Origin of the sequence: Streptomyces sp. NPDC002055, from assembly GCF_040296705.1 — a bacterium.
GTDB lineage: Bacteria > Actinomycetota > Actinomycetes > Streptomycetales > Streptomycetaceae > Streptomyces.
The window spans coordinates 1-22,101 of sequence record NZ_JBEOXS010000066.1 but is presented as its reverse complement, the minus strand read 5'-3'; the positions used below and the strand labels follow the sequence as shown (position 1 = coordinate 22,101).

The following is a 22,101-nucleotide window of genomic DNA, read 5'->3' as shown; positions in this document are numbered from 1 at the left end:
CTTCCCCTGTACGACGGCGGCGGACCGCACCCTCGGGTGCGGTCCGCCGCCGTCGTTTCTCCCGTTCCCCGCCGGTTCAGAGGCCCAGCAGCGAGGCGTCGGTGGCGAAGGCGCGGAAGGCCTCCCGGGGGTCCGGCACCAGCTTGCGGGCCCGCAGGTCCATCAGCCCGCCGACGCTGTGCAGCTCGGCGGCGAGCTCGCCGTCCCGCCGGATGGTCTGCTCGACCCGGAACGTCTTTCCCTCGCCCCACACGAACGCGCAGGACACCTCGACCTCCTCGCCGGCCCGGAGCTCGCGGTGGAAGCGCACCGTGGTCTCCAGATTGACCGGGCCCACACCCTTCTCGATCAGCTCGCTCTGGCGTATCCCGGCTGCCTGGACGAGGGACCAGCGGGCGTGCTCGGCGTACTGCATGTACACGCTGGTGTTGACGTGTCCCTGTGAGTCCGTCTCGTAGCCCCGGACGGTGATCCGTACGGTGAACGGCTGCGTCATGGCGTCCCTTTCCGACGATCCTTGCCTCGCCGCCATCCTTGCGCATGGCCGCAGGGGTGCGAGGACGCGCCGGGGCGGGACGCGGTGGTGCGCGACCGCGTCGACGCGGGGCCGGGGCGAGGCGCCGGTGACGCTCCGGACGGAAGGCCGCGCCGGTCAAGTCTCCTGCGTATAGCGGATGTAGAACGTCACCACGGCCATGGACAGCCCGAGGATCAGCCCCATCAGGGTCCCCTCCAGCCAGGTCTGGCCGCTCACGCTGAGCATGTAGCCCATCACGGCCCCGAAGATCGCCCCATAGGACGCGGCCCGGACCTCCCGGCGCAGCCGGTGCTGCACCATCCCGAGGGCGAAGCAGAGCACGGCGCAGGCGGCTCCGCCCACCAGGCTCGCCACGGTGATGCGGGTGTTGGACGCGCCGTTGTTGCTCTCCAGCCAGGCCACATAGAGGCCGAAGGCGATCCCCAGGGTGACGGGGACGCCCACGGCGGTGGACGGGTAGTGGCGGGCCGGCATGGCAGTCGTGGACATGGCGGACTCCTCTCTCCCCTCACGACCAGAGCACACCCGTGCGTGGCGGGCGGCAACTCGGCCGGGCGGTGCGGCGGCCGGGCGTCGCTCACCGCATGTCATGAGGCGGACGCGACGGGTGCTCCCGGGTGGTCTCAGGGGCGTACGCCCTGAGCGTTGCGCGGTTTCCGGCCAGGAGCGGCAGATTCCGGACTCGGGTGTGCCGCACGAGGCGTACGTGGGCTACGCACGGCGGGTGGGATGGCGGGAAAGTATTCCATCAAATTGGTGCCGGTGTGGCCTCTGGTGCGGCTGTTGCGAATTGAGCGGCGCGCGTGAGTATGGGCAGTTTTTCGGCGTCGCGACCGGGAAATAACTCGCATCGTGAGATCACGCGGCGACGGCTCGGAAGGGGAATCCATCTCTTTTCTGTCGCGCCGCCGTGACGCCATTTGGGGGGAGTATGACCGAAGAGGTGATCCCGTTCGGCCGGAATCGGGCGGGCATCAGGGCAGAAATTCCCGACGCGTTGCCAGGTTCGCTTCCACGGGGTGCCGTGGTGGCAGCGATCGCCGCGGGAGCCGGGGGCATGGCGCGCGGCGTGGCCGCGGTGCGCCATGCCGTGGTGCGGGTCGTGGGCGAGAGCAATGTGCACATCCAGTACCTGGACGAACGTCATCGGGTGCTGCGTGAGGACATCGTCCCGGTCATGGCCGTGATCGACGCGCACCAGGACGGCCGGGACGCGGCCCGCGCGGCGGGGCTGGATCCCGACCTGCTCGAAGAAGCGCTCGCGGAAATGGACAAGAGGCGCAGAAGGAGGCGCGGCGGGACGTGACAGCCGTCCGGCCCCGCGATGGCGGCGGTGGTCCGGTGCGAGCCATGGAGGCGAGCCTGGGCTACCGCTGCCATTACGCGAGAACGTGGGCCTTCGACATTCTTCCGGTATTGGTCAGGTATCGGGCGCTGCAGTTCATCAGGGATGCGAAGGCGGAATGGAGAAGGATGAGTGCTCGGTTGCGGGAAGAGGCCTCTGCATGGATGGATTTTTTCGACGGCTAGGTCATGCGCTGAGGAAACTGAAGACGAAATCGGCCGCCGGGCAATCTGGCCCGGAAGGGGGCGTCGCTCCGGCCGGTGCCCCGCGGGCGGAGGGCGAGCCGGTGGAACCCACGGCCGTCACCAAGCCATCCCCACCGGAGGCGCCGGAGACCGCCGGGCCCGGTGAGCCGGGGCCGGCGGGGCGGCCGGCGGACGCCCCACGCGGTGACAGGGAGGAGCGGGCCGTCGGCAGCGGCGCGTATCTGGAGTCCCTGACCGGTCTGCAGTCGCTGACGGGTCGGGGAGGTCTCGACCCCGACCTGGCCCGCGAGGCCGCCGAGGACCTGGGGTCCGCCTACCGGCGGCGGTACGGGCCCCTGCCGCGGCCCGGCCCCGGCGGTGAGGAGCCCGAGCACCGGTCGCCGCCGGACCCGCCCCGGCAGGTCGAGTCGCGGCGGAGGGACGATCACCGGCAGCGGTCCGCGCGCCGGCGCCGGAGACGGGAGGGATGACCCCGGCCTGCACGCCGGACCGGGCCGGGCCCGCTGAACGAGCCTGCACCCGCAACCGGCCGCACACCCGCAACCGGCCGCGCATCCGGGCGGCCGGTCCGCACCGGCGGCGGGTCGGCACCGGGCGGCCGGCACCGGGCCGCTCGTCCCCCGGAGCCGTCGGGCACCGTCCGGCACAGCGGGCGGGCCGGGCCCCGCCCGTCAAGCCCGGCCGTGGGCCTTCTGGGAGCGGCGCGACAGGGAGTCGATGACCACGGCCGCGAGCAGCACCCCGCCGGTGATCATGAACTGGACGGCCGCCTGGATGCCCAGCAGGGCCATGCCCGAGGCGATCGACTGGATGACCAGCATCCCCAGCAGGGCGGACCAGGTCGAGCCGTGTCCGCCGAAGAGGCTCGTGCCGCCGATGACCGCCGCGGCGATGGCGTTCATCAGCAGGATGCCCGAGCCGGAGGTCTGGCTCGCCGAGGTCACCCGCGAGGCCAGCATCAGGCCGCCGACCGCGGCCATCGTGCCGGACACCATGAACACCGAGATCCGCATCCGCACGATGTTGATGCCCGCCCGGCGGGCCGCCTCGATGCCCCCGCCGAGGGCGAACACCTTGCGGCCGTAGGAGGTGCGGCGGAGGACGAACTCCAGGCTCGCGAGGACGGTCAGGAAGATCAGGAGGGCCAGCGGCAGGCCCTGGAACTGGTTGAGCACCCAGGCGGCGGCGAACGCGACGACCGTGAGCACGCCGGTGCGCACCCCGATCTCGACGAGCGACCGGGACGGCATCCCGATGGCCCTGCGGCGCCGCCGGTCCACGTGGGAGGTGAGGAAGTACACCGCCGCGCCCAGCGCCGCCAGACCGTACGCGGCGGCGACATTGCCGAAGTAATAGCTGGTCAGCGTGGCGACCAGCCCCTCGTCGTCGAGGTTGACGGTGCCGCTGGTGCCCAGGATGTAGAGCATCAGGCCGTTCCAGGCCAGCAGCCCGGCCAGGGTGACCACGAAGGCCGGCACCCCGACTCTCGCGAAGAAGAACCCCTGGACGATCCCGACGGCCGCCCCGCACAGCACCGCCATCACCAGCGCCAGCCACTCCGGTACGCCCTGCTGCACGTTCAGCACCGCGAACAGGGCCGCCGCGAGGCCGCTGACCGAGCCGACCGACAGGTCCAGCTCACCGATCAGCAGGACGAAGACGATGCCCACCGCGATCAGACCGGTGCCCACGATGTCCACGCTGAGGTTGGACAGGTTGCGCGCCGAGAGGAAGTTGGCGTTCAGGCTCTGGAAGATGATCCAGATCGTGAGGAGCCCCAGGATCACGGGCACGGCGCCGAGCTCGCCGCCGGCCAGCCGGTTCTCGTAGGCCCGGAGCCAGCCCTTGAGCATCTGCCCGTCCCGGGTCACAGCTCCGTCTCCCCCGCACGCGGGGAGCGGCGCGACACGGCGTCGCCCGTTGCTCCGGTGATGGAGGAGATGATCTGTTCCTGGGACGCGGTGTTCACGTCGAAGAGGCCGTTGTTGCGCCCCAGCCGCAGCACCGCGACCTCGTCCGCGACGGCCTTGACGTCACCCATGCTGTGGCTGATCAGCAGGATCCCGATGCCGCGGTCCCGCAGCTGGTCGATGAGGTCGAGGACCTGGGTGGTCTGCTGGACCCCGAGGGACGCGGTGGGCTCGTCCAGCAGCAGGACCCGGGGCCCGGCGAGCAGCGAGCGGGAGATCGCGACCGTCTGGCGCTGGCCGCCGGACAGGGCGGCGACCGGGCGGCGCACGTCGGGGATGTGGATGGACAGGGCCCGCAGCAGGCTGCGGGTCCGGCGTTCCATCTCCACCTCGTCGAGGATGCCGATCCGGTGGATCTCCCGGCCGAGGAAGAGATTCCCGACGACATCGAGGTTGTCGCAGAGCGCGAGGTCCTGGTAGACGGTGGCGATGCCGAGGGTCTGGGCGTCGTGCGGCCGTTTGATCTGCACCGCCCGGCCCTCCCACTCGATCAGCCCGTGGTCGGCGGGGCCGACTCCGGCGATCACCTTCACCAGGGTGGACTTCCCGGCGCCGTTGTCGCCCACCAGGGCGACGACCCGCCCGGGGTGGAGGTCCAGCTCCACGTCCGTGAGGGCCTGGACGGCGCCGAAGTGCTTGGAGACACCGCGCAGGGACAGCAGGGGCAGGGACGACACGGCACACCCTCTCCTTCTCCCCGGTCACGGGATCAGTCCGGCCCGCTCGCAGGCCGGCCGGAACTTGGCGGTGCAGATCTCATCGATCGTGTACATACCGTCCTTGACGACGGTGTCCTTGATGTTGTCGACCGTCAGGGGCACCGGGGTGAGCAGAACGGCGGGGATATTGGTGGCGGTCGAGGTGCTGATCCGGTCCTGCGCCACGCTGTCGGGCGACTCGCCGCGGCCCAGCGCGACGGCCATGGCGGCGGCGGCCTCCGCCTCCGGCTTGAACGGCTTGTAGACGGTCATCGACTGCTCGCCCTTGACGATGCGCTGGACACCGTTCAGCTCGGCGTCCTGGCCGGTGATCGGGGGCAGCGGCGTCACGTTGCCGGACTTGAGGGCGGAGACGATGCCGGAGGCGAGCGCGTCGTTGGCCGAGTAGACGCCGTCGATGCTGCCGGGGCCGAGGGCGGAGATGGCGCCGGACATGTTGACGTGCGCGTTCTCCGGGCTCCACTGAGGGGTGTCGTACTCCTTGCCGATGGTCACCTTGTCATCGAGGACGGACCGGGCGCCCTCCCGGAACCACGCCGCGTTCGGATCGGTCGGGTCGCCGTTCATCATGACGATCCGTCCGCCGTCCGCCTTCTTCCCCATCGCCCGGAGCAGGGCCTCGGCCTGGAGCCGTCCGACCTCGTTGCCATCGAAGGAGACATAGCCCGAGATCGGGCCCTCGACGAGCCGGTCGTAGGAGACGACGGGGATGCCCGCGCGGTCCGCCTCCTTGACCGAGGAGCGCAGCGACTTGTAGTCGACCGGGTCCAGGACGATCACGTCCACCCTCTTGGTGATCATGGTGTCCACCTGCTGCTGCTGGGTGGCGACGCTGCCCTGTCCGTTGGCGTACTCCACCCTGCAGTCGGCGCACAGCTCCTTGATCTTCTGCTGGATCAGCGGCCGGTCGAACGCCTCCCAGCGGGCGGTGTGGCTGTCCGGCAGCAGCAGACCGATCGTCACGCCCGTGCCCTCCCGTCCCCCGGACAGCGACTCCTCGCCCGAGCCCCCGGACTCCGCGGACTGCCCGCAGCCCACGAGGGCGAGCGCAAGGGAGAGGACGACCGCCCCGAGGGCGGCGCCGGGGGACCGGATGGTCGTGCGGATCGGCACGCGGAGCCTCCTCATGGCGTTCCGAGCGCGGTCCACCAGGGGGCGTCCGCCTCCGGCTCCGGCTCCGCGGGGCCCTCCGGGGCGTCCGTGGGGCGGGGCTCGCGCGGCGGCACGACGATCTCGCTCCACACCTGCTTGCCGCCGCTGACCGGCACCGAACCCCAGCCGGAGGACATCGCCTCGACCAGCAGGATGCCCCGGCCGCCGGTCGACTCCCAGTCGACGATCACCGGCTTGGCGGGGGCCCGCGGGGAGGAGTCGCTGACCGCCACCCGCAGCCGGTCCACGCCCAGCGTGAGATCGAGCCGCACCGCCCCCTGGGTGTGCAGCAGGGCGTTGGTGACCAGCTCGGAGACGACCAGCAGCGCCGCGTCCGCCTCCTCCTCCAGACCCCAGGAGCGCAGCTTGCGGGCGGCGAACCGGCGGGCGTGCAGCACCGCGTCGGGCAGCCGCCACACCGTCCAGCCGGCCCGGATCGGCCGGAACTCCATGCCGTCGTAGCGCAGCAGCAGCAGCGCCACGTCGTCGTCCCGGCGGCCGGCGTCGACCAGGAGCGCGTCGGCCATCCGTCCCGCGTCGGACGGGTCGGCTGCGGTGAGCAGATGGCACAGCCGGCGCATCCCGTCCTCCAGGTCGAGCCGCGAGGACTCGACCAGGCCGTCGGTGAGGAGGGCGAGGACCGTGCCGGGCAGCAGCCCGAGCGTGGTGATGGCGAACTCCGCGTCCGCGAGCACCCCGAGCGGCGGCCCGCCCTCGGCCGCCACCTCCTGGGCGCTGCCGTCCGGGTGGCGCACCAGCGGCAGCAGATGCCCGGCCCGGACGATCCACGCCTCGCCCTCCTCCATGTCCAGCTCGATGTAGCAGCAGGTGGCGAAGAGGTCGGTCTCCATGCCGACGAGCAGCCGGTTGGTGTGCGAGACCACCACGTCTGCCGGGTGCCCCTCCACCGCGTACGCCCGGATCGCCGTCCGCATCTGGCCCATGATCGTGGCGGCCCCGGCGCTGTGCCCCTGCACATCGCCGATGACCAGGGCGACGCGGCCCTCGGAGAGCGGGATGACGTCGTACCAGTCGCCGCCCAGGTTCATCCCCACCATCGCGGGCAGATAGCGGGCGACGGCCACCCCGCCGGGCAGCGCGGGCAGCCGGCGCGGCAGCAGGCTGCGCTGGAGCATGGTGGCGAGCTCGTGCTCGGCGTCCAGGGCATGGGCGTGCTTGAGAGCCTGCCCGACCAGGCCCGCCGTCGCGGTCAGCAGCGACCGCTCCTCCGGACCGAACTCGTGCAGCTCCTCCCACCCCACCAGACACGCGCCGACCACCCGGCCGTCGGCGGGCAGCGGCAGGATGGCGAGCCCGCCGGGGCCGACGTCCGCGAGGCTCGGTTCGAGTCCGGTGCCCGCGGGCCACAGCGTCGCCCGGCCCTCGCGCAGCGCCGCCTCCAGCTGGGGCAGGGCGCGCGTCGGCGCGTCGGGCCACTCCGCACGCCACTCCGCCCGCCAGGCCTCCGGCCAGCTGCCGGGCTCCGGCGGGTCCAGGAGGGTGACGACGAGCCGGTCCCCACCGACCTCGGCGAGCGCCACCCGGTCGGCGCCGAGCGGCTCCCGCAGGGCGGTGACGACCACCCGGCCCACCTCCCGGACGGTCGTCGCGTTGGCCAGCGCGGCGGACAGCTGCTGCACCCGGGAGACCTCGTCGGCACCGGGGCGCAGGTACGAGGCGTCGGCCACCACCCCGAGCACCCGCTCCGGACCGCCCCCGGCGTCGGGCAGGACCTGGCAGCGCAACCGCAGCCAGCGCAGTTCCCCGGAGGGACGGCGGACACGGAACTCCAGCTCCCGGCTGCCGACGGTCAGCCGGCCCGGCTCCACGACGGACATCAGCGCGGGCAGGTCGTCCGGGACGGTGTGCGCCAGCAGCGTCTCCACCCGGCCGTCGAAACGCTCCGGCGCGATGTCGACCAGCTCCAGCATGCACGGATCGGCCTCGATCAGCCCGGTGCGCAGGCCGACGCCGAAGGAGCCCACCCGCAGACCGTCCAGGGCGGATCCCGGCAGGGCGCGTGCCCCGGCCCCGGGCAGGGACCCCACGGCGCCCGGCACGCCGCCGGCTTCGAGCCGGGCGGCGACATGGTCGGCGTACAGCTCCAGGAGGGTGCGCCGCTCGGCGTCGAACCCGTCCCCCTCTTCGTCCACGAAGAGCAGACAGCCCAGGCCCCGGGTGTTGACTCCGAGGGGCACGGCGCCCAGCGAGATGCCCGGGGGGAGGCCCGTCGAGGAATCCGGCGCGCCGGCCGGTGCGTCCCCGTTGTCGCCGGCTGCCGCGTTGTCGCCGGGTGCCGTGCGGTGGTCGGCGAGCTCGGCGGAGCTCCACCACAGGGGGCGGCCGGCCCGGAACGCGTCGGCCGCGGGGGACCGGCCCGACAGCGCGTAACTCGGCGCGAGCCCGTACCGGGCCCCGGGACCGCCGAGGGTCCCGGTCAGGTACAGCTCGCCCGCACCCTCGCCCAGCACGTAGACGGCGGCGAGCGCCGCTCCGGCGAACACCGGGGCCTGCTCGGCCGCAGCCTGCCTCGCCCCTGGGGTCTGCAGGCCGACACCGCGCGTTCCGGTGCCCGGATCCGCCTCCTCGTTCGGGAGTCCGACCCCGGCCCCGCTGTCGCTGGACATTCCGTAACCCACCTGAGACCCATACTGTGCGCCCGGGCGGGGGGAGGCCAGTCAGGGAGAGCACAGGGAGAGCAGTCAGGGAGACCAGTGGCGATCATGCGCGGGGCTGGTGCGGGGGCTGAGCGGCGGGGTGAGGGGAGGGCGCTCTCGGGGGTCCGGTCACGGGGAGGGGGCCCGGGGGTCCGGTTACGCGGCCCGCTCGGGCCTGATCCGCCGCAGCCCGTCCATACCGGCGGTGAGCAGATCGTCGTGGCTGATGGTGAAGTCGCCGTTGGCCAGCCGGCCGTCGTAGTGGGCCCCCACCACCGTGTCCGGGAGGTACGAGCGCAGCCGGTGACGCATGTCCGGCGCATAGTCGACGGGTTCGCCCCAGAGGGGCGGTGCTTCGTCGGTGGAGAGCAGCACCCAGTGGTCGACGGGCACGTCGGCGTCGAGATCGGGTGCCCGACCCGTGTGGCAGTCCAGCGCCGGCAGGGTCAACCGGTCCGGGTCGAGGGGCGAGTACCACATCAGCAGGGGTTCGGCGCGCCGGGCGGCGGCGCTGTCGAAGCAGCACACCGCGATGGTGTGCCCCGGAAAGTGGTCGGCGTAGAACCTCAGCAGACCCGGGTCGAGCCGCGGCCGCTTGTGCGCCGGTACGTCCTCGAGGGCGGCCGGGATCCTGGTCGGGTCGGTCGCGAGCAGCACGGTGTAGATGCCGTGCTCGAAGATCTCGACCGATGCGTCGTCCGCCCCCATCCAGGCGACGCCGCGCGTCATGCTCACCGAGCGGCGCCGGACCGCGTCGACCATGCGCTGGAGGACATCGCCGGAGCGCCCCACCGGGAGGAAGTGCTCCCGGGTCATCCGCGCGGCGGGCAGATGCAGCAGCATCGCGTTCGGCCCGGCGGCGAGGTTGACGGCGGTGTTCTGGTACCCGAGGACATGGATCAGGCCGTGCTGGGAGTGGCGAAGTCGCCCGGCGTACAGGGTCGTTCCCGAGAACTCGGCGTGGTCCATCGATATGCACATGGGCGCCCAAGCTACCCGGGCCTCGACCTCCCGGAGAAGTGACGCTTCCGGAGAAGTGGCAAGGCCATTCCCGGAGAAGTGCGGGCCGTCTCCCGGAGAAGCTGCGGGCCCAGGTGCGCTGCCGTCGCCACGCGTCGGGGCGTGGCGGGCCCGACGGAGATGCCCCGGCCGATGCCCCCGGCCGATGGCGTCGGCCGGGGGCAGAGGGGCCGCTGGGGACCGCGTGCCACGGCGGTCCCGCGCACGTGCCCGCTCATCGGTGGTGCGGTGGATGCGGCGGTGGACAACCCGCGGTGGCGCGGCCTCCGGCGGTGGCTGCGGACCCACGGTGGTGCGGCTCCCGACGGTGGACGCGAACCCGCGGTGGCGCCTCCCCCGAGGTTGTCAGGATCGTGCGGACGCGCTCCGCGTCACCGGCGCCCCGCCGCCACCCGGGATTCAGTTCACGCAGCCGGGAACGCTGTTGGGCGGGGCGCAGTTGGTCGGGTGGTTCTTCACGACGGTGCTCTGGACGAGCTCCACCCGGTGGGGTGCCAGCTTGGTCGAGTTCTCGCCGCTCTCCTTGCGCTGGGAGGCGCTCGTCGTACCGATGAAGAGTTGGAGGGTGATCCCGGAGTTCTCGATGCCGCCGCCGGTGGTGGGGCCGCCGTTCGAGGTGTTGTGGCTGACGGTGCTGCGGTGGAGCGTCGTCGGCTCGTCCGAGCCGGTCTGGATGCCGCCGCCGTTGTTCCGGGCGATGTTGCCCTTGACCTTGGTGGAGTTCAGACGCAGGGGCCCGGTCTCCAGGTTGATCGCCAGGGTGACGATGCCGGCGCCGCGGTCACCGGAGTCGTTGCCGTCGACCGACACGTCGTTGAGCTTGGTGTCCCCCGCGTTGGCGAGGCCGCCTCCCCAGAAGGCGCCCGTATTGGCGCGGAGGGCGCCGCCCTGCATCGTCATCGTGCCGTTGGTGGCCACTCCGCCGCCGAAAGCCGCGTGGTTGTTGCTGACCGTGGTGTTCTTCAGGGTGAGCGTTCCCAGCTGGTTCCAGATCCCGCCGCCGGTGCTGGCCCTGTTGTTCCGCACCGTCGAGTCGATCAGGGTGAGGCTCCCGTGGTCGTTGAGGAGCCCTCCGCCATGTGAGTCCGTGGTGCCGGTTTCGCCGTAGCGCACGGTGATCGACTTCAGGGTGAGGCTGCCGCCCTCCCGCACGTGGAAGAGGCGGAACGGCGTGGCGGAATTGCGGTCGATGGTGGTGTTGTCCCCGGTGATCTGCACGTTGCCGGTGATCTCGGGCAGGCCGTCACCCGGGTTGTCGGTCTGGGTCACGGTGTAGACGCACCGAGGGGCGAGGACGATGCTGCCGCCGCTGGTGTTCGCGTTGTTGATGGCCGCCTTTAGGGCTGCGATGTCATTGCACGCGACGCGGGTCGGTGCCTGCGCCTGGGCCTGTCCGGCGGGCAGCAGCGTCAGGCACAGGCCGAAGCCGGTGACGGCGGTGACGGTGGCGCGTCTGAGCGTGTCGGTCATGGGGCTTCCTTGGCTGTGGGGGCAGGATTCCGCGATCCGGGCGACGCCAAGCCGTCGAGCCTGCACCCCCTGAGCGTCGCTGATCGCCACTCAGACATATCCGACGTGTGCCTTCCGTGCATGGCTTGCCCGTCATTCGGGTGCACGGCCCCGGGCCCCGCTCGATGCCGGGTTCGGCTGCACCTGCGGGCCTCGACACCACGGCACTGCCGGTTCGCGCCTCTCCCGCCGTGACACGTCCGGCCTCCTGAGCTGCTGGGCCGACGTAAGGGTCGACGGCGCCGGACCGTGGGCGGGAAGCGGGGCCGTTCGGCGGTACGTCGGGCGGGAACCGGGGCCGTTCGGCGGTACGTCGGGTGAGGCCGGCACGTCCGGCGGTTAAGGAACGAAACGGCATGGTCACCGGCCGGCCGGCCGTCGGCCCGGCCGTCGGCTGCCGGTGAGACCGGCCCTTTCCTCTCCGGCACTGCGAAGGGTGGAGCGATGAAGAGCTCGGTACGGTCCGGCGCCGTAGCCGCCGCGCTGGGGGTGGGGCTGTCCATTGCAGTCCTGCCGGCCGGACCGGCCGGTGCCGCAGGAGAGACTCAGGTGCGGTGCAATGACATCGCAGCCCTGAAGGCGGCCATCACCCATGCGAACACCAGCGGCGGTCGCATCACCCTCGCGGCCCACTGCACCTACACCCTGACCGCACCCGACCATCGCGACAACGGGCTTCCGGAGATCACCGGCAACGTGACCGTCTCCGGCCGCGACACCACCCTTCGCCGCGCCCCCGGCGCGACCCCGGACTTCCGTATCTTCCACGTGGCGACCGGCGGTGCACTCGCCCTGAAGTCGCTCGAGGTCAGCGGCGGAAGCGTGCCCGACTCCGCCGGTGGCGCCATCTGGAACAACGGCACCCTGAACCTGGCCGACGTGGACGTCAAGGGCAATCGTGCCGGTACGGGGGGCGGCGTCTACAACCTGGGCGGGCAGTTCCGTCTCGACCGCACCACCATCGCGCACAACACCGCGGTCCGTAATGGCGGCGGAGTCGCCAACGGACGCAACAGCCTCCTCGACCGTCCCGGCACGATGACGATGAAGGGCGGCGCGCTGCTCGGCAACCGGGCACACAACGACAACGGCGGTGGCCTGGAGAACGTCCGGAGCACCGCGTCCCTGGACTCCGTAACGGTCAGCGGCAACACCGCGCTTCACGGTGGCGGCATCAACCAGTTCGGCGCCACCCTGCACCTCACGTCGACCACCGTCAGGAACAACATCGCCGTGTCGGGCGCGGGCCTTTCGAACGAGTTCAGCACAGCCACGCTGACCCGCAGCCTGGTCACCCGCAACACCGCGATCACCGCCGGTGGCGGTGTCTTCAGCGGGACCTCCGCTCAGGTCACCCTCACGGGCAGCGCAGTCGTCCGCAACACCCCGGACAACTGCAGCCCCGAAGGCAGCGTCCCGGGGTGCGCCAACCCCGCCGACGGCGTGACACCGACAGCCTCGAACCCGTCCCCGCCTGCCGGGAGCAACGCTGCCCGGAACAGTTCTGCCCGGAACAGTTCTGCCGGGAACAGTGCTGACCGGAACAGTTCCGCCGAGCCCGGCAAGGCCCCCGAGTGACCCGTCCGGCACCCGTCGCGGCCCGCGCCCCTGAGCGATGCCCGATGTCACCGGGGCGCGGCGCCGTTCGGCTGCGAACCTCAGCCGTCGGCCGGCGCGACTCCGACCGGGCAGCTCACGCCCGTCCCCCCGATCCCGCAGTACCCGTTCGGGTTCTTGTCCAGGTACTGCTGGTGATACGGCTCGGCCGGATGGAACGGGCGGCCCTCCGCCGGGAGGATCTCCGTGGTGATCGCGGAGTGGTTCGCCTTCGTCAGCACCTGCTGGTAGGCGTCGCGGGAGGCCTCGGCGGCGGACTGCTGCTCGGGCGAGTGCGTGTAGATCGCCGAGCGGTACTGGGTGCCGACGTCGTTGCCCTGGCGGAAGCCCTGGGTCGGGTCGTGGGACTCCCAGAAGAGCTTCAGCAGCTCCGCGTAGGAGACGACCGCCGGGTCGAAGACCACCCGGACCGCCTCGGTGTGCCCGGTGAGGCCACTGCACACCTCTTCGTACGCCGGGTTCGGGGTGGACCCGCCCTGGTAGCCGACGAGCGTGGTCCAGACGCCGGGGGTCTGCCAGAACTTCCGCTCGGCTCCCCAGAAGCAGCCCAGCCCGAAGTCGGCGACCTCCAGGCCGTCCGGGTACGGGCCGAGCAGCGGGTTGCCGAGGACGGTGTGGCGGTCCGGCACCGTGAACTCGGGGGTGTCACGGCCGCGCAGGGCCTCCTCCGGGGTGGGGAGCTGGGGCCGGTGGCTGTGCAGGAACATGAGGGTCCTCTCGGCGTGATGTCCGTAGCGGACAACGTATGCGGGGGCCCGGGGATTCCTGGCCGGCTGCCGCGGGCCGTCACCGCTCCGTAAGCCGTCGGCCGTCGCCCGTCGGCGTCACCGGCCGAGGCTCCACCGGGGCGGGAGCCCGCACCGGCCGACGGCCCATCGGTGCAGCCGTCCGTCGACGGGTCACCGGCCGAGGCTCCATCGGGCAGGAGCCCGCACCGGCCGAGGTTCCCTCGCGGCGGGAGCCCGCACCGGCCGATGTCCCGTCGGTGCGGAGGCTCCCCGCCCGTCAGCGCGGCAGCGTCGCCGGGGTGCCGCCCGACTGCTCCCAGCCGCCCACCGCCAGCGCCCGGTACGCCGTGTACTCCGCCGCGGGGTCGGGGGAGTAGGACCAGGGCACCGCGCCCACATGCCCGTCCACGTGCCGCAGCTGCTCCATCGCCTCGGCGTAGCGCTCCGCCCGGACCAGGAACCAGACCAGCAGATGGCGGACGTGCGGCAGGACGGGGTGGTCCGAGGGCGCCGAGCGGGTGGCGAACAGGGCGCCCTGGACGGCCCGGGTCACCACGGCGCTCTGGTACAGGCCGCGGACCACGTTCACCTCGGGCAGGTGCTCGAAGACGGCGAACAGCGGCAGCGCCGGCAGCAGGCTCTTCTCCGGGGCCGAGGCCGCGGCCCGGTGCGTGAACGCGTCGGCCAGCTCCTTCGAACCGTGCCACTTCTCGCACCAGTAGTGGAGGGCGGCCAGATGCGCGCCCATGTGATGCGGCGCGCGCGTGGTGATGGTGCTCCACAGCTCCTCGACGTCGGCCTCCCGGTAGCCGAGCCCGCGGGCCACCGCGAGCTGGACGATGTACGGGGTCGGGTCGCCGGGGGCCAGCAGCGCCGCGTCCTCGGCCACGGACCGCGCCTCCTCCAGGATGATCCGGTACTCGTCCGACCCGGCGCCGCCCGAGGACTGGCGCGCCTGCCGGACCAGGAACTCGGCGTGCACCACCGCGCCGCCCGCCTCCTTCGGGGACTCGGTGCGCCAGGTCCGCAGCCACCGGCCGCCCTCGCCGGGCAGCTCGGCCAGCTCCACGGCCGCCGCTCCGGCCAGGGTCTGGACCCGCTGCCAGCGCAGCTCCCAGTCGTCCGTCACGGCGAGCAACTGCGCGGCGGGGCGCCACTCCTGGGTCCGCCGGATCTCCGCCAGCACCTCGGCCAGCTCCCGGTCCGGTCCCGGCAGCCGGATGTCGAGCTGCTCGGGGCTGACGAAGCCGTACTGCCGGGGGTCGAGGGCGGTGCCATGGGCGTGGAACGCCTGACGTCCGTCGCGCCTGCGCCGCAGGGCCGGGATCAGAACACCGCCGATCATGGTCAGGCCCAGCAGGATGATCAGAATCTCCATGAGGTGTCCAGGTGTCCTCTGCCGTGTCGTCTCGTGCGTTGCGTCTCGTGCCGTGTCGTCGTCTCGGATGCCGAGCACCAGTGTGGCCCGGACCGCCGCGGGCCCGTTCGTACGGTCCCGGGGCGTCGTGTCCGCCGGTCCCGGGCCGTCGCGTCCGCCCCGGCCACGGACCGGAGCCGCCGTCCCGGCCACGGACCGGAGCCGCCGCCTCCATCGCGCACCGTGCTCCCGGGGCCGCCGCCCGTGCCCGGACGTCCGGAGCCCGTCCCCAGAAGTACTGTCGGACGAGCCCAGGAGTTCCCGGTCCGCGCGTACTACTCTCGGGCCTCATGAGTGACGAGCACCAGCAGCACGCACACCAGAGCTTCGAGACCCGCGCCATCCATGCGGGCAACACGGCGGATCCGCTCACCGGCGCGGTCGTGCCGCCGATCTACCAAGTGTCCACCTACAAGCAGGACGGGGTCGGCGGGCTGCGGGGCGGCTACGAGTACAGCCGTTCCGCCAACCCGACCCGTACCGCGCTCGAGGAGAACCTCGCCGCGCTGGAGAGCGGACGGCGCGGGCTGGCCTTCGCCTCGGGGCTCGCCGCCGAGGACTGCCTGCTGCGCGCGCTCCTGGTGCCGGGCGACCACGTGGTCATCCCGAACGACGCCTACGGCGGAACGTTCCGGCTCTTCGCGAAGGTCGCGGAGCGGTGGGGCGTCGCATGGTCGGTGGCGGACACCTCCGACCCGGCGTCCGTCCGGGCCGCGGTCACGCCTCGCACGAAGCTCATCTGGGTCGAGACGCCCAGCAACCCGCTCCTCGGCATCACCGACATCGCCGCTGTTTCAGAGGTGGCGCGCGCCGCCGGGGCACGGCTCGTCGTCGACAACACCTTCGCCAGCCCGTACCTCCAGCAGCCGCTCGCGCTCGGTGCGGACATCGTCGTGCACTCCATGACCAAGTACATGGGCGGGCACTCCGACGTGGTCGGCGGCGCCCTGGTGGTGAACGACGACGCACTCGGCGAGGAGCTCGCCTTCCACCAGAACGCGATGGGCGCCGTCGCCGGCCCCTTCGACTCCTGGCTGGTGCTGCGCGGGATCAAGACCCTCGCGGTCCGGATGGACCGGCACAACCTGAACGCCGGCCGCATCGCGGAGATGCTGGTCTCCCACCCCAAGGTGACCCAGGTCTACTACCCGGGGCTGCCGGACCACCCCGGTCACGAGGTCGCCGCGAAGCAGATGCGCGGCTTCGGCGGCATGGTGTCGTTCCGGGTCGAGGGCGGCGAGGAGGCGGCGGTCGAGGTCTGCAACCGGGCCCGGCTGTTCACCCTCGGCGAGTCCCTGGGCGGCGTGGAGTCGCTGATCGAGCACCCGGGCCGGATGACGCACGCCTCGGTGGCGGGCTCCGCGCTGGAGGTGCCGGCGGACCTGGTGCGGCTGTCGGTCGGCATCGAGGCGGTCGACGACCAGCTGGCGGACCTGACCCGCGCGCTGGGCTGACTCCCGCTGGGCCGACCCCCGCTGGATTCCGCACTCCGCGGGACACGGCCGGGTCCGGCTCCGGAGAACTGAGAGCGGGCTCGTGCGTACAGCGCACGGGCCCGCTCGCCGTATCGGGGGCGGGTCGGATCACTGCCCCGGTGGCGGATCACCGTCCTCGGGTGGGGTCACCGTCCTCGGGTGGGGTCACCGTCCTTGGGTCGGATCACCGCCCTTGGGGTGGATCGCTGTCCTCGGGCCGGGTCACCGTCCTCGGGCCGGGCCACTGCCCTCGGGCCATTCCCCTCGGGCCACTCCCCTCGGGCCGGTTGCCCGTCGGCGACCCAGGCCCTCCAATGGGCTGCCGGCCCTCCAACGGACGGACCTACCAGCCGTCCAGCGGCGGTGTGGTGTCGGCCGGCGGTATGAGCCATGGCTGTGCCATGGCCGCCCACACCGCGAAGGCGAGGGCCGCCGCCAACAGCAGGGCCCACCCGGCGGTCCGTACCGCGCGGTGCCGGCCGTGGATGCGCTGTCCGCGCTGGACGGCCCGGGCCGCGAGGTCCGGTGGCACGGCGGGATGAGGCCCTTCGAGCATCCGGCGGACCTCGTCCTCCTTGCGGTCGGGAAGACTCATCGCGCCGACGCCCCCGGGGGCGCGCCGCCGTCGGGGTGCCGGTCCGCCGCGGCCACCGATCCTGCCGTCCCGCCGGGCGGTCCGGACCCCGGTGACCGGGCTCCGAGCGGCGTGGCACCCCGAGGCGCGGCATCCCGAGGTGCGGCACCCGGTGGCACGGTCGCGTGCAGTGCTGGACCTGGCGCTGCCGGACCGGGCGGTGCCGGACCGGGCGGGGCGGATCCGCCGGGTGAGGCGGCGCGGCTGCGCAGGGCGGTCATCGAACGCAGGCAGATGGCACGGACCCGTTCGACGGGGAGACCGAGCCGGGCGGCGGTCTGCTCCTCGGGCACACCCTCGTAGAGCCGCAGCACCAGGACCAGGCGTTCCCGCGGGGTGAGCCCGCCGAGCACGCCGCCGTGGGCCCGTCGGTGGTGCCAGGCGCCATGGGCGAAGCGGCCGATGAGCTCCTGCCGCGTGCGGTCGTACGGATCCTCGCCGTGCAGCCGGTCCCACCCCGCGTAGGTGCGCGCCAGCGCGGCCGTCAGCAGGCGCTCGGCGGCGTCCCGGTCGCCGGTGAGCAGGACGGCGGCATGCAGCAGCCGGCCGGCCGCACCCGCGACGAACGCCTCGAATTCCCGGGCCCGGCGGCGCTCCTGTGCTGCTCGCCGCTCTCGCACCGCGCCTCCTGAGCCTCCATGGGACGGCAGCGGGTGCGCGCGGTCAAGAGGCGGGTCAAGAGGTGGGGGCCTCCGGGTCGGCGGGCGGCAGATGAGCCGCGGCCTGCCGGGCGGAGAGCGAACCGTTGAAGCGGGTGAGCAGGGTGCAGAAGATCTCCCGCTCCTCCTCGGTCCAGCCCTCCGTGACCAGGGCCATCAGCTGCCGTCGCGAGGAGCGGACCTCGTCCAGCCGGGCCTTGCCGCGCGGCGAGAGCTGGAGGACGACGGCCCGGCCGTCCTCGGGGTGCGACGTGCGCTTGACCAGGCCGGTGTCCACGAGCGGCGCGACCTGCCGGGTCACCGTCGAGGAGTCGATGCCCATCCCCGCGGCGAGCGCCTTGACCCCCATCGGACCCTCCCGGTCCAGGCGGTTGAGCAGCAGGTAGGCGGCACGGTCCATGGAATTGCGGACCTGTCCGACGCCGCCGAGCCTGGTCTGCTCCGCGCGCCGTGCGAACACGGCGACCTGGTGCTGCAGCGCTTCGAGGAGACCGCTGTCCGCAGGCCCCTCCTGGCCGGAGGGCGGCGGAGCAGTCGTCATGTCCGGAGTCGTCGGCATGGCCTGGGCTCACTTCGTGGGAATCGGGCTGTGGATGCGCACAGGGTACGCGGCCGGGGCCCGGGCCGGAGCAGCACGGGACAAACCGGTGGACGGGTCCTCCAGCGGCCGGGGCCGACCGGAACTGCGAAACTTGGCCACATGGCTGAAAACCATGGGGTGGGTGCCCGCCCGGAGCCCCTCGATCTGTCCGATATCACGGTCGACGAGGTGCGTGCGGCGCACAAGATGCTGGCCGGGGTGTCCCGGGTGACCGCCATGGAGGGCAGCCGGCATCTCAGCCAGCTGGTGGGGGACCCGGTCCACCTGAAGTGCGAGAACCTCCAGCGGACCGGCTCCTTCAAGGTACGCGGTGCGTATGTGCGGATCGCCGGGCTCAGCGCCGAGGAGCGGGCGGCGGGCGTGGTGGCGGCCAGCGCCGGGAACCACGCGCAGGGCGTCGCCCTCGCCGCCTCCCTGCTGGGCGTGCGCTCGACGGTCTTCATGCCGGTGGGTGCGCCGCTGCCGAAGATCGCGGCGACCTGCGAGTACGGCGCCGACGTGCGGATGCACGGCCATGTCGTCGACGAGACGCTGGAGGCGGCGCAGGAGCACGCCCGGGCGACCGGCGCGGTCTTCATCCACCCGTTCGACCACCGGGACGTAGTGGCGGGTCAGGGGACGGTCGGCCTGGAGATCCTGGAACAGTGCCCCGAGGTCCGGACGATCGTCGTCGGCATCGGCGGCGGCGGGCTGGCGGCCGGGATCGCGGTGGCCGTGAAGGCGCTGCGGCCGGACGTGCGGCTGGTGGGTGTGCAGGCGGAGGGGGCCGCCGCCTACCCGCCCTCGCTGGCGGCGGGGCGCCCGGTGTCGCTGGAGACCATGGTGACCATGGCCGACGGCATCAAGGTCGGACGCCCGGGGGACGTGCCGTTCAAAATCGTTGGCGATCTCGTGGACGAGGTCCGTACGGTCTCCGAGGACGAGCTCTCCGGCGCGCTGCTGCTCTGCCTGGAGCGGGCGAAGCTCGTGGTGGAGCCGGCCGGGGCGAGCCCGGTGGCGGCGCTGCTCTCGCAGCCCGACTCCTTCGACGGGCCGGTGGTCGGGGTGCTGTCCGGCGGGAACGTCGATCCGTTGCTGCTCCAGCGCATCCTGCGGCACGGCATGGCGGCGGCGGGCCGGTACCTGTCCCTGCGGCTGCGGCTGACGGACCGCCCGGGGGCGCTGGCCACCCTGCTCGGGGTGCTGTCCCAGGGGGACGTCAACGTGCTCGACGTGAGCCACGTCCGGACCGATCCGCGGCTGCGGCTGACGGAGGCCGAGGTGGAACTGCAGCTGGAGACGAGGGGGCCCGAGCACTGTGTCGAGGTACGGGCCGCGCTGCGCAAGGCGGGCTACATCGTGATGACGTGACGCTGCGCAAGGCGGGCTGCAGCGCCCTGGCCGGTCACGACCGGCTTTGACCAGCTGTGACCTGTCAGGCCAGAGCCGTGACCGGCTGTGCCGCCGGGGCCTGACGCGGCCGCGGGGAGGCACGCGCGCGGAGGAGCGCAGCCGGGGAGGAAGCACAGCCGCGGAGGAAGCGCGGACGCGAAGGAAGCACGACGCAGGACGGTAAATCCCTTGACGCGATATATCGCGACTGTTGTACAGTCGGGCCCCTTGATGTGTGATCCGGCTTTCGCATCGGACAGAACCGGCAAACGTAACGGTGCCGCCGTCGTCTCCGATGTCCCTGATCCCCGCGCAACCCAAGCTGAACAACCCAAGACTGTGGGAGAACTTCATGCCAGGTGCCATTTACGCCGAGGGGCTGGTCAAGACCTTCGGCGAAGTGAGGGCTCTGGACGGCGTCGACCTCGATGTCCCCGAGGGCACCGTGCTGGGCCTGCTCGGCCCGAACGGGGCGGGCAAGACGACCGCCGTGCGCGTGCTCACCACCCTGCTGCGGCCCGACAGCGGAAAGGCGGTCGTGGCCGGGGTGGACGTCCTCAAGCACCCCAACGACGTCCGCCGCTCGATAGGCCTCTCCGGCCAGTTCGCCGCCGTCGACGAGTACCTCACGGGCCGTGAGAACCTCCAGATGGTCGGCAGGCTCTACCAGCTGTCCGCGCGCGCCGCGAAGGCCCGCGCGAGCGAGCTGCTCGAACGCTTCAACCTCGCCGAGGCCGGCGACCGCCCCGCCAAGACGTACTCCGGCGGCATGCGGCGCCGGCTCGACCTCGCGGCCGCGCTGGTCATCAGTCCGCCGGTGATGTTCATGGACGAGCCGACCACCGGACTCGACCCGCGCAACCGCCAGGCCCTGTGGGAGGTCATCCAGGAGCTGGTGGCCGGTGGCACGACCCTGCTGCTGACCACCCAGTACCTGGAGGAGGCCGACCACCTCGCCCACGACATCTGCGTGGTCGACCACGGCAAGGTCATCGCGCGCGGCACGTCCGACCAGCTCAAGGCCCGGACCGGCGGTGAGCGGGTGGAGATCGTCGCCCATCGCCGGGACCAGCTCCGGGACGCGGCCGAGATCCTCGGCGGCTTCGGCAAGGGCGAGGTCGGCGTGGAGGAGCACACCCGCAAGGTCACCGTCCCGGTCGCCGGCGGCGCGAAGCTCCTCGCGGAGGTCATCCGCGAGTTCGACGCCCGGGGCGTCGAGATCGACGACGTCGGTCTGCGCAGGCCGACCCTCGACGACGTGTTCATCTCCCTGACCGGCCACGCGGCCGAGGACCGGGACGCCGGGCAGGACCGCGACGCCGCGCAGGGCGGGGACGGCGGCTCGCCGGACGGAACCGGCGGGTCCGGTGGGGCCCCGTCGCCCACCACCCAGCCGTCCACGGCCCAGGCCTCCGCAACCCAGGCCTCCGCAACCCGGTCGTCCACCCCGCAGTCGCCCACATCCCAGCCGTCCACCGCGCGGCAGACCTCGACGCAACAGGAGGCACACCAGTGAGCGCCGTCACCGACACGGCTCCCCGCGCCACGGCGCCGCAGCCCGGCGGGGCCATCGGCCAGTCCGTCCGGGACTCGCTGGTGGTGGCGAAGCGGAACCTGATCCGCATGGCCCGGATCCCGGAAGTGGTCATCTTCGGGCTCATCCAGCCGATCATGTTCGTGGTGCTGTTCAGCTATGTCTTCGGCGGATCCATCGCGATCGCCGGCACGGTTTCACCCGAGGAGTACCGCGCCTTCCTCATGGCCGGGATCTTCGCCCAGACCGTCACCTTCGCCACCGCCGGTTCGGGTGCGGGCATCGCGGACGACATGCAGAAGGGCCTCATCGACCGGTTCCGGTCGCTGCCCATGGCGCGGGGCGCCGTACTGACCGGCCGGACGCTGGCCGACCTCGTGCAGACCGCGCTCACCCTGGTGGTGCTGGCGATCGTCGCGCTCATCGTCGGATGGCGGATCGAGGACGGCATCCTCGGCGCGCTCGCCGGCTTCGGCCTGCTGCTCCTGCTCGGCTACGCCTTCTCCTGGATCGGCGCCCTGATCGGCCTGGTCGTGCGGACCCCGGAGGCAGCGACGTCGGGCGGTCTGATCTGGCTGTTTCCGCTGACGTTCATCTCGAACGCCTTCGTGCCCTCCGAGAACATGCCGGGCTTCCTGCGGCACGTCGCCGAGTGGAACCCGTTCAGCGCCACGGTGCAGGCCTGCCGCGAGCTCTTCGGCAACCTCCCGGCGGGCTACCACGCGGCGGACGCCTGGCCGATGCAGCACCCGGTGATCGCGTCGGCACTCTGGTCGGTCCTGATCATCGTGGTGTTCCGGACCCTGGCCGTCCGGAAGTACCGCTCTGCCACGGCCTGACGCGGTTCGGTGGCGGTCGGGACCGGCCGCCACCGGCCCGGATGCACGGCCCCGGCCCGCCGCCGTTCAGGCGATGGCGGAGGCCGGAATCGACATGTCCGCCGAGACGC

Annotated in this window: 20 protein-coding genes; 7 read left to right on the top strand and 13 right to left on the bottom strand. The window is 72.5% G+C overall.

Annotated elements, in window-relative coordinates:
• Window positions 1-76: 76 nt before the first annotated feature.
• Both ABT112_RS29460 and ABT112_RS29455 read right to left on the bottom strand, forming a co-directional pair.
• Window positions 77-496, bottom strand: a complete 420-nt coding sequence (locus ABT112_RS29460; protein WP_351514705.1) for an acyl-CoA thioesterase — start codon at window positions 494-496, stop codon at window positions 77-79.
• A 156-nt stretch (window positions 497-652) separates the two neighbouring features.
• Entirely contained in the window at window positions 653-1,027 is a 375-nt protein-coding gene (locus ABT112_RS29455; protein ID WP_351514703.1) for a hypothetical protein, read from the bottom strand.
• A gap of 442 nt (window positions 1,028-1,469) precedes the next feature.
• Here ABT112_RS29455 and ABT112_RS29450 point away from each other — a divergent pair, with 442 nt between their 5' ends.
• Together ABT112_RS29450 and ABT112_RS29445 are read left to right on the top strand one after the other, a co-directional pair.
• Complete coding sequence (locus tag ABT112_RS29450; protein WP_351514701.1) at window positions 1,470-1,844, top strand: hypothetical protein; 375 nt, start codon at window positions 1,470-1,472, stop codon at window positions 1,842-1,844.
• 325 nt (window positions 1,845-2,169) lie between these two features.
• Window positions 2,170-2,559 carry a hypothetical protein gene (locus ABT112_RS29445; protein ID WP_351514699.1) on the top strand — a complete coding sequence of 130 codons (390 nt, stop codon included), beginning with the start codon at window positions 2,170-2,172 and terminating at the stop codon, window positions 2,557-2,559.
• A 201-nt stretch (window positions 2,560-2,760) separates the two neighbouring features.
• Here the strand turns inward: ABT112_RS29445 and ABT112_RS29440 are convergent, their stop codons facing one another.
• From ABT112_RS29440 to ABT112_RS29415, 6 genes are all read right to left on the bottom strand, one after another.
• Window positions 2,761-3,942: a sugar ABC transporter permease gene (locus ABT112_RS29440; RefSeq protein WP_351514731.1), complete on the bottom strand. Its 1,182-nt coding sequence runs from the start codon at window positions 3,940-3,942 to the stop codon at window positions 2,761-2,763.
• A 14-nt stretch (window positions 3,943-3,956) separates the two neighbouring features.
• Window positions 3,957-4,736, bottom strand: a complete 780-nt coding sequence (locus ABT112_RS29435; RefSeq protein ID WP_351514697.1) for an ATP-binding cassette domain-containing protein — start codon at window positions 4,734-4,736, stop codon at window positions 3,957-3,959.
• Between the two features lie 24 nt (window positions 4,737-4,760).
• On the bottom strand, window positions 4,761-5,885 hold the full coding sequence (locus ABT112_RS29430) for a substrate-binding domain-containing protein (RefSeq protein WP_351514729.1): 1,125 nt from the start codon (window positions 5,883-5,885) through the stop codon (window positions 4,761-4,763).
• A 17-nt stretch (window positions 5,886-5,902) separates the two neighbouring features.
• A complete protein-coding gene (locus tag ABT112_RS29425; protein ID WP_351514695.1) occupies window positions 5,903-8,557 on the bottom strand; it encodes a SpoIIE family protein phosphatase in 2,655 nt (884 codons plus the stop codon).
• Window positions 8,558-8,743: 186 nt separating this feature from the next.
• Window positions 8,744-9,568: a hypothetical protein gene (locus ABT112_RS29420; protein ID WP_351514693.1), complete on the bottom strand. Its 825-nt coding sequence runs from the start codon at window positions 9,566-9,568 to the stop codon at window positions 8,744-8,746.
• Between the two features lie 438 nt (window positions 9,569-10,006).
• Window positions 10,007-11,077 carry a hypothetical protein gene (locus ABT112_RS29415; RefSeq protein ID WP_351514691.1) on the bottom strand — a complete coding sequence of 357 codons (1,071 nt, stop codon included), beginning with the start codon at window positions 11,075-11,077 and terminating at the stop codon, window positions 10,007-10,009.
• A 483-nt stretch (window positions 11,078-11,560) separates the two neighbouring features.
• Between ABT112_RS29415 and ABT112_RS29410 the strand changes: the two genes are divergently transcribed.
• A complete protein-coding gene (locus tag ABT112_RS29410; RefSeq protein ID WP_351514689.1) occupies window positions 11,561-12,694 on the top strand; it encodes a hypothetical protein in 1,134 nt (377 codons plus the stop codon).
• A gap of 80 nt (window positions 12,695-12,774) precedes the next feature.
• On the opposite strand, the gene msrA is transcribed toward ABT112_RS29410, so the two are convergent.
• Window positions 12,775-13,440 carry a peptide-methionine (S)-S-oxide reductase MsrA gene (gene msrA, locus ABT112_RS29405; protein WP_351514687.1) on the bottom strand — a complete coding sequence of 222 codons (666 nt, stop codon included), beginning with the start codon at window positions 13,438-13,440 and terminating at the stop codon, window positions 12,775-12,777.
• A gap of 298 nt (window positions 13,441-13,738) precedes the next feature.
• Window positions 13,739-14,839, bottom strand: a complete 1,101-nt coding sequence (locus ABT112_RS29400) for a hypothetical protein (RefSeq protein ID WP_351514685.1) — start codon at window positions 14,837-14,839, stop codon at window positions 13,739-13,741.
• A gap of 329 nt (window positions 14,840-15,168) precedes the next feature.
• Between ABT112_RS29400 and ABT112_RS29395 the strand changes: the two genes are divergently transcribed.
• On the top strand, window positions 15,169-16,332 hold the full coding sequence (locus ABT112_RS29395; RefSeq protein WP_351514683.1) for a cystathionine gamma-synthase: 1,164 nt from the start codon (window positions 15,169-15,171) through the stop codon (window positions 16,330-16,332).
• Between the two features lie 364 nt (window positions 16,333-16,696).
• On the opposite strand, the gene ABT112_RS29390 is transcribed toward ABT112_RS29395, so the two are convergent.
• Genes ABT112_RS29390 through ABT112_RS29380 form a run of 3 tightly spaced genes read right to left on the bottom strand, consistent with a single transcriptional unit; the run spans window position 16,697 to window position 18,187 of the window.
• The gene (locus ABT112_RS29390) at window positions 16,697-16,948 is read right to left on the bottom strand and encodes a hypothetical protein (RefSeq protein ID WP_351514681.1); all 252 of its coding nucleotides are present in this window, start codon (window positions 16,946-16,948) and stop codon (window positions 16,697-16,699) included.
• Window positions 16,945-17,607, bottom strand: a complete 663-nt coding sequence (locus tag ABT112_RS35470; RefSeq protein ID WP_502975482.1) for a sigma factor-like helix-turn-helix DNA-binding protein — start codon at window positions 17,605-17,607, stop codon at window positions 16,945-16,947. The genes ABT112_RS29390 and ABT112_RS35470 overlap by 4 nt, the downstream gene beginning before the upstream one ends.
• Window positions 17,608-17,662: 55 nt before the next feature.
• Window positions 17,663-18,187, bottom strand: a complete 525-nt coding sequence (locus tag ABT112_RS29380) for a MarR family winged helix-turn-helix transcriptional regulator (RefSeq protein ID WP_351514679.1) — start codon at window positions 18,185-18,187, stop codon at window positions 17,663-17,665.
• Between the two features lie 159 nt (window positions 18,188-18,346).
• Here ABT112_RS29380 and ilvA point away from each other — a divergent pair, with 159 nt between their 5' ends.
• From ilvA to ABT112_RS29365, 3 genes are all read left to right on the top strand, one after another.
• Entirely contained in the window at window positions 18,347-19,597 is a 1,251-nt protein-coding gene (ilvA, locus tag ABT112_RS29375) for a threonine ammonia-lyase (RefSeq protein ID WP_351514677.1), read from the top strand.
• Between the two features lie 373 nt (window positions 19,598-19,970).
• Window positions 19,971-21,134, top strand: a complete 1,164-nt coding sequence (locus ABT112_RS29370; protein WP_351514675.1) for an ATP-binding cassette domain-containing protein — start codon at window positions 19,971-19,973, stop codon at window positions 21,132-21,134.
• On the top strand, window positions 21,131-21,991 hold the full coding sequence (locus ABT112_RS29365; RefSeq protein WP_351514673.1) for an ABC transporter permease: 861 nt from the start codon (window positions 21,131-21,133) through the stop codon (window positions 21,989-21,991). The genes ABT112_RS29370 and ABT112_RS29365 overlap by 4 nt, the downstream gene beginning before the upstream one ends.
• Window positions 21,992-22,101 lie beyond the last annotated feature (110 nt).

Coding starts and splice junctions, on each gene's coding strand:
- ABT112_RS29410 (WP_351514689.1), top strand. CDS start 11,561: ATGAAGAGCTCGGTACGGTCCGGCGCCGTAGCCGCCGCGCTGGGGGTG.
- ABT112_RS29425 (WP_351514695.1), bottom strand. CDS start 8,557: ATGTCCAGCGACAGCGGGGCCGGGGTCGGACTCCCGAACGAGGAGGCG.
- ABT112_RS29395 (WP_351514683.1), top strand. CDS start 15,169: ATGAGTGACGAGCACCAGCAGCACGCACACCAGAGCTTCGAGACCCGC.
- ABT112_RS29455 (WP_351514703.1), bottom strand. CDS start 1,027: ATGTCCACGACTGCCATGCCGGCCCGCCACTACCCGTCCACCGCCGTG.
- ilvA (WP_351514677.1), top strand. CDS start 18,347: ATGGCTGAAAACCATGGGGTGGGTGCCCGCCCGGAGCCCCTCGATCTG.
- ABT112_RS29370 (WP_351514675.1), top strand. CDS start 19,971: ATGCCAGGTGCCATTTACGCCGAGGGGCTGGTCAAGACCTTCGGCGAA.
- ABT112_RS29460 (WP_351514705.1), bottom strand. CDS start 496: ATGACGCAGCCGTTCACCGTACGGATCACCGTCCGGGGCTACGAGACG.
- ABT112_RS29420 (WP_351514693.1), bottom strand. CDS start 9,568: ATGTGCATATCGATGGACCACGCCGAGTTCTCGGGAACGACCCTGTAC.
- ABT112_RS29400 (WP_351514685.1), bottom strand. CDS start 14,839: ATGGAGATTCTGATCATCCTGCTGGGCCTGACCATGATCGGCGGTGTT.
- msrA (WP_351514687.1), bottom strand. CDS start 13,440: ATGTTCCTGCACAGCCACCGGCCCCAGCTCCCCACCCCGGAGGAGGCC.
- ABT112_RS29440 (WP_351514731.1), bottom strand. CDS start 3,942: ATGCTCAAGGGCTGGCTCCGGGCCTACGAGAACCGGCTGGCCGGCGGC.
- ABT112_RS29380 (WP_351514679.1), bottom strand. CDS start 18,187: ATGACGACTGCTCCGCCGCCCTCCGGCCAGGAGGGGCCTGCGGACAGC.
- ABT112_RS29415 (WP_351514691.1), bottom strand. CDS start 11,077: ATGACCGACACGCTCAGACGCGCCACCGTCACCGCCGTCACCGGCTTC.
- ABT112_RS29390 (WP_351514681.1), bottom strand. CDS start 16,948: ATGAGTCTTCCCGACCGCAAGGAGGACGAGGTCCGCCGGATGCTCGAA.
- ABT112_RS29450 (WP_351514701.1), top strand. CDS start 1,470: ATGACCGAAGAGGTGATCCCGTTCGGCCGGAATCGGGCGGGCATCAGG.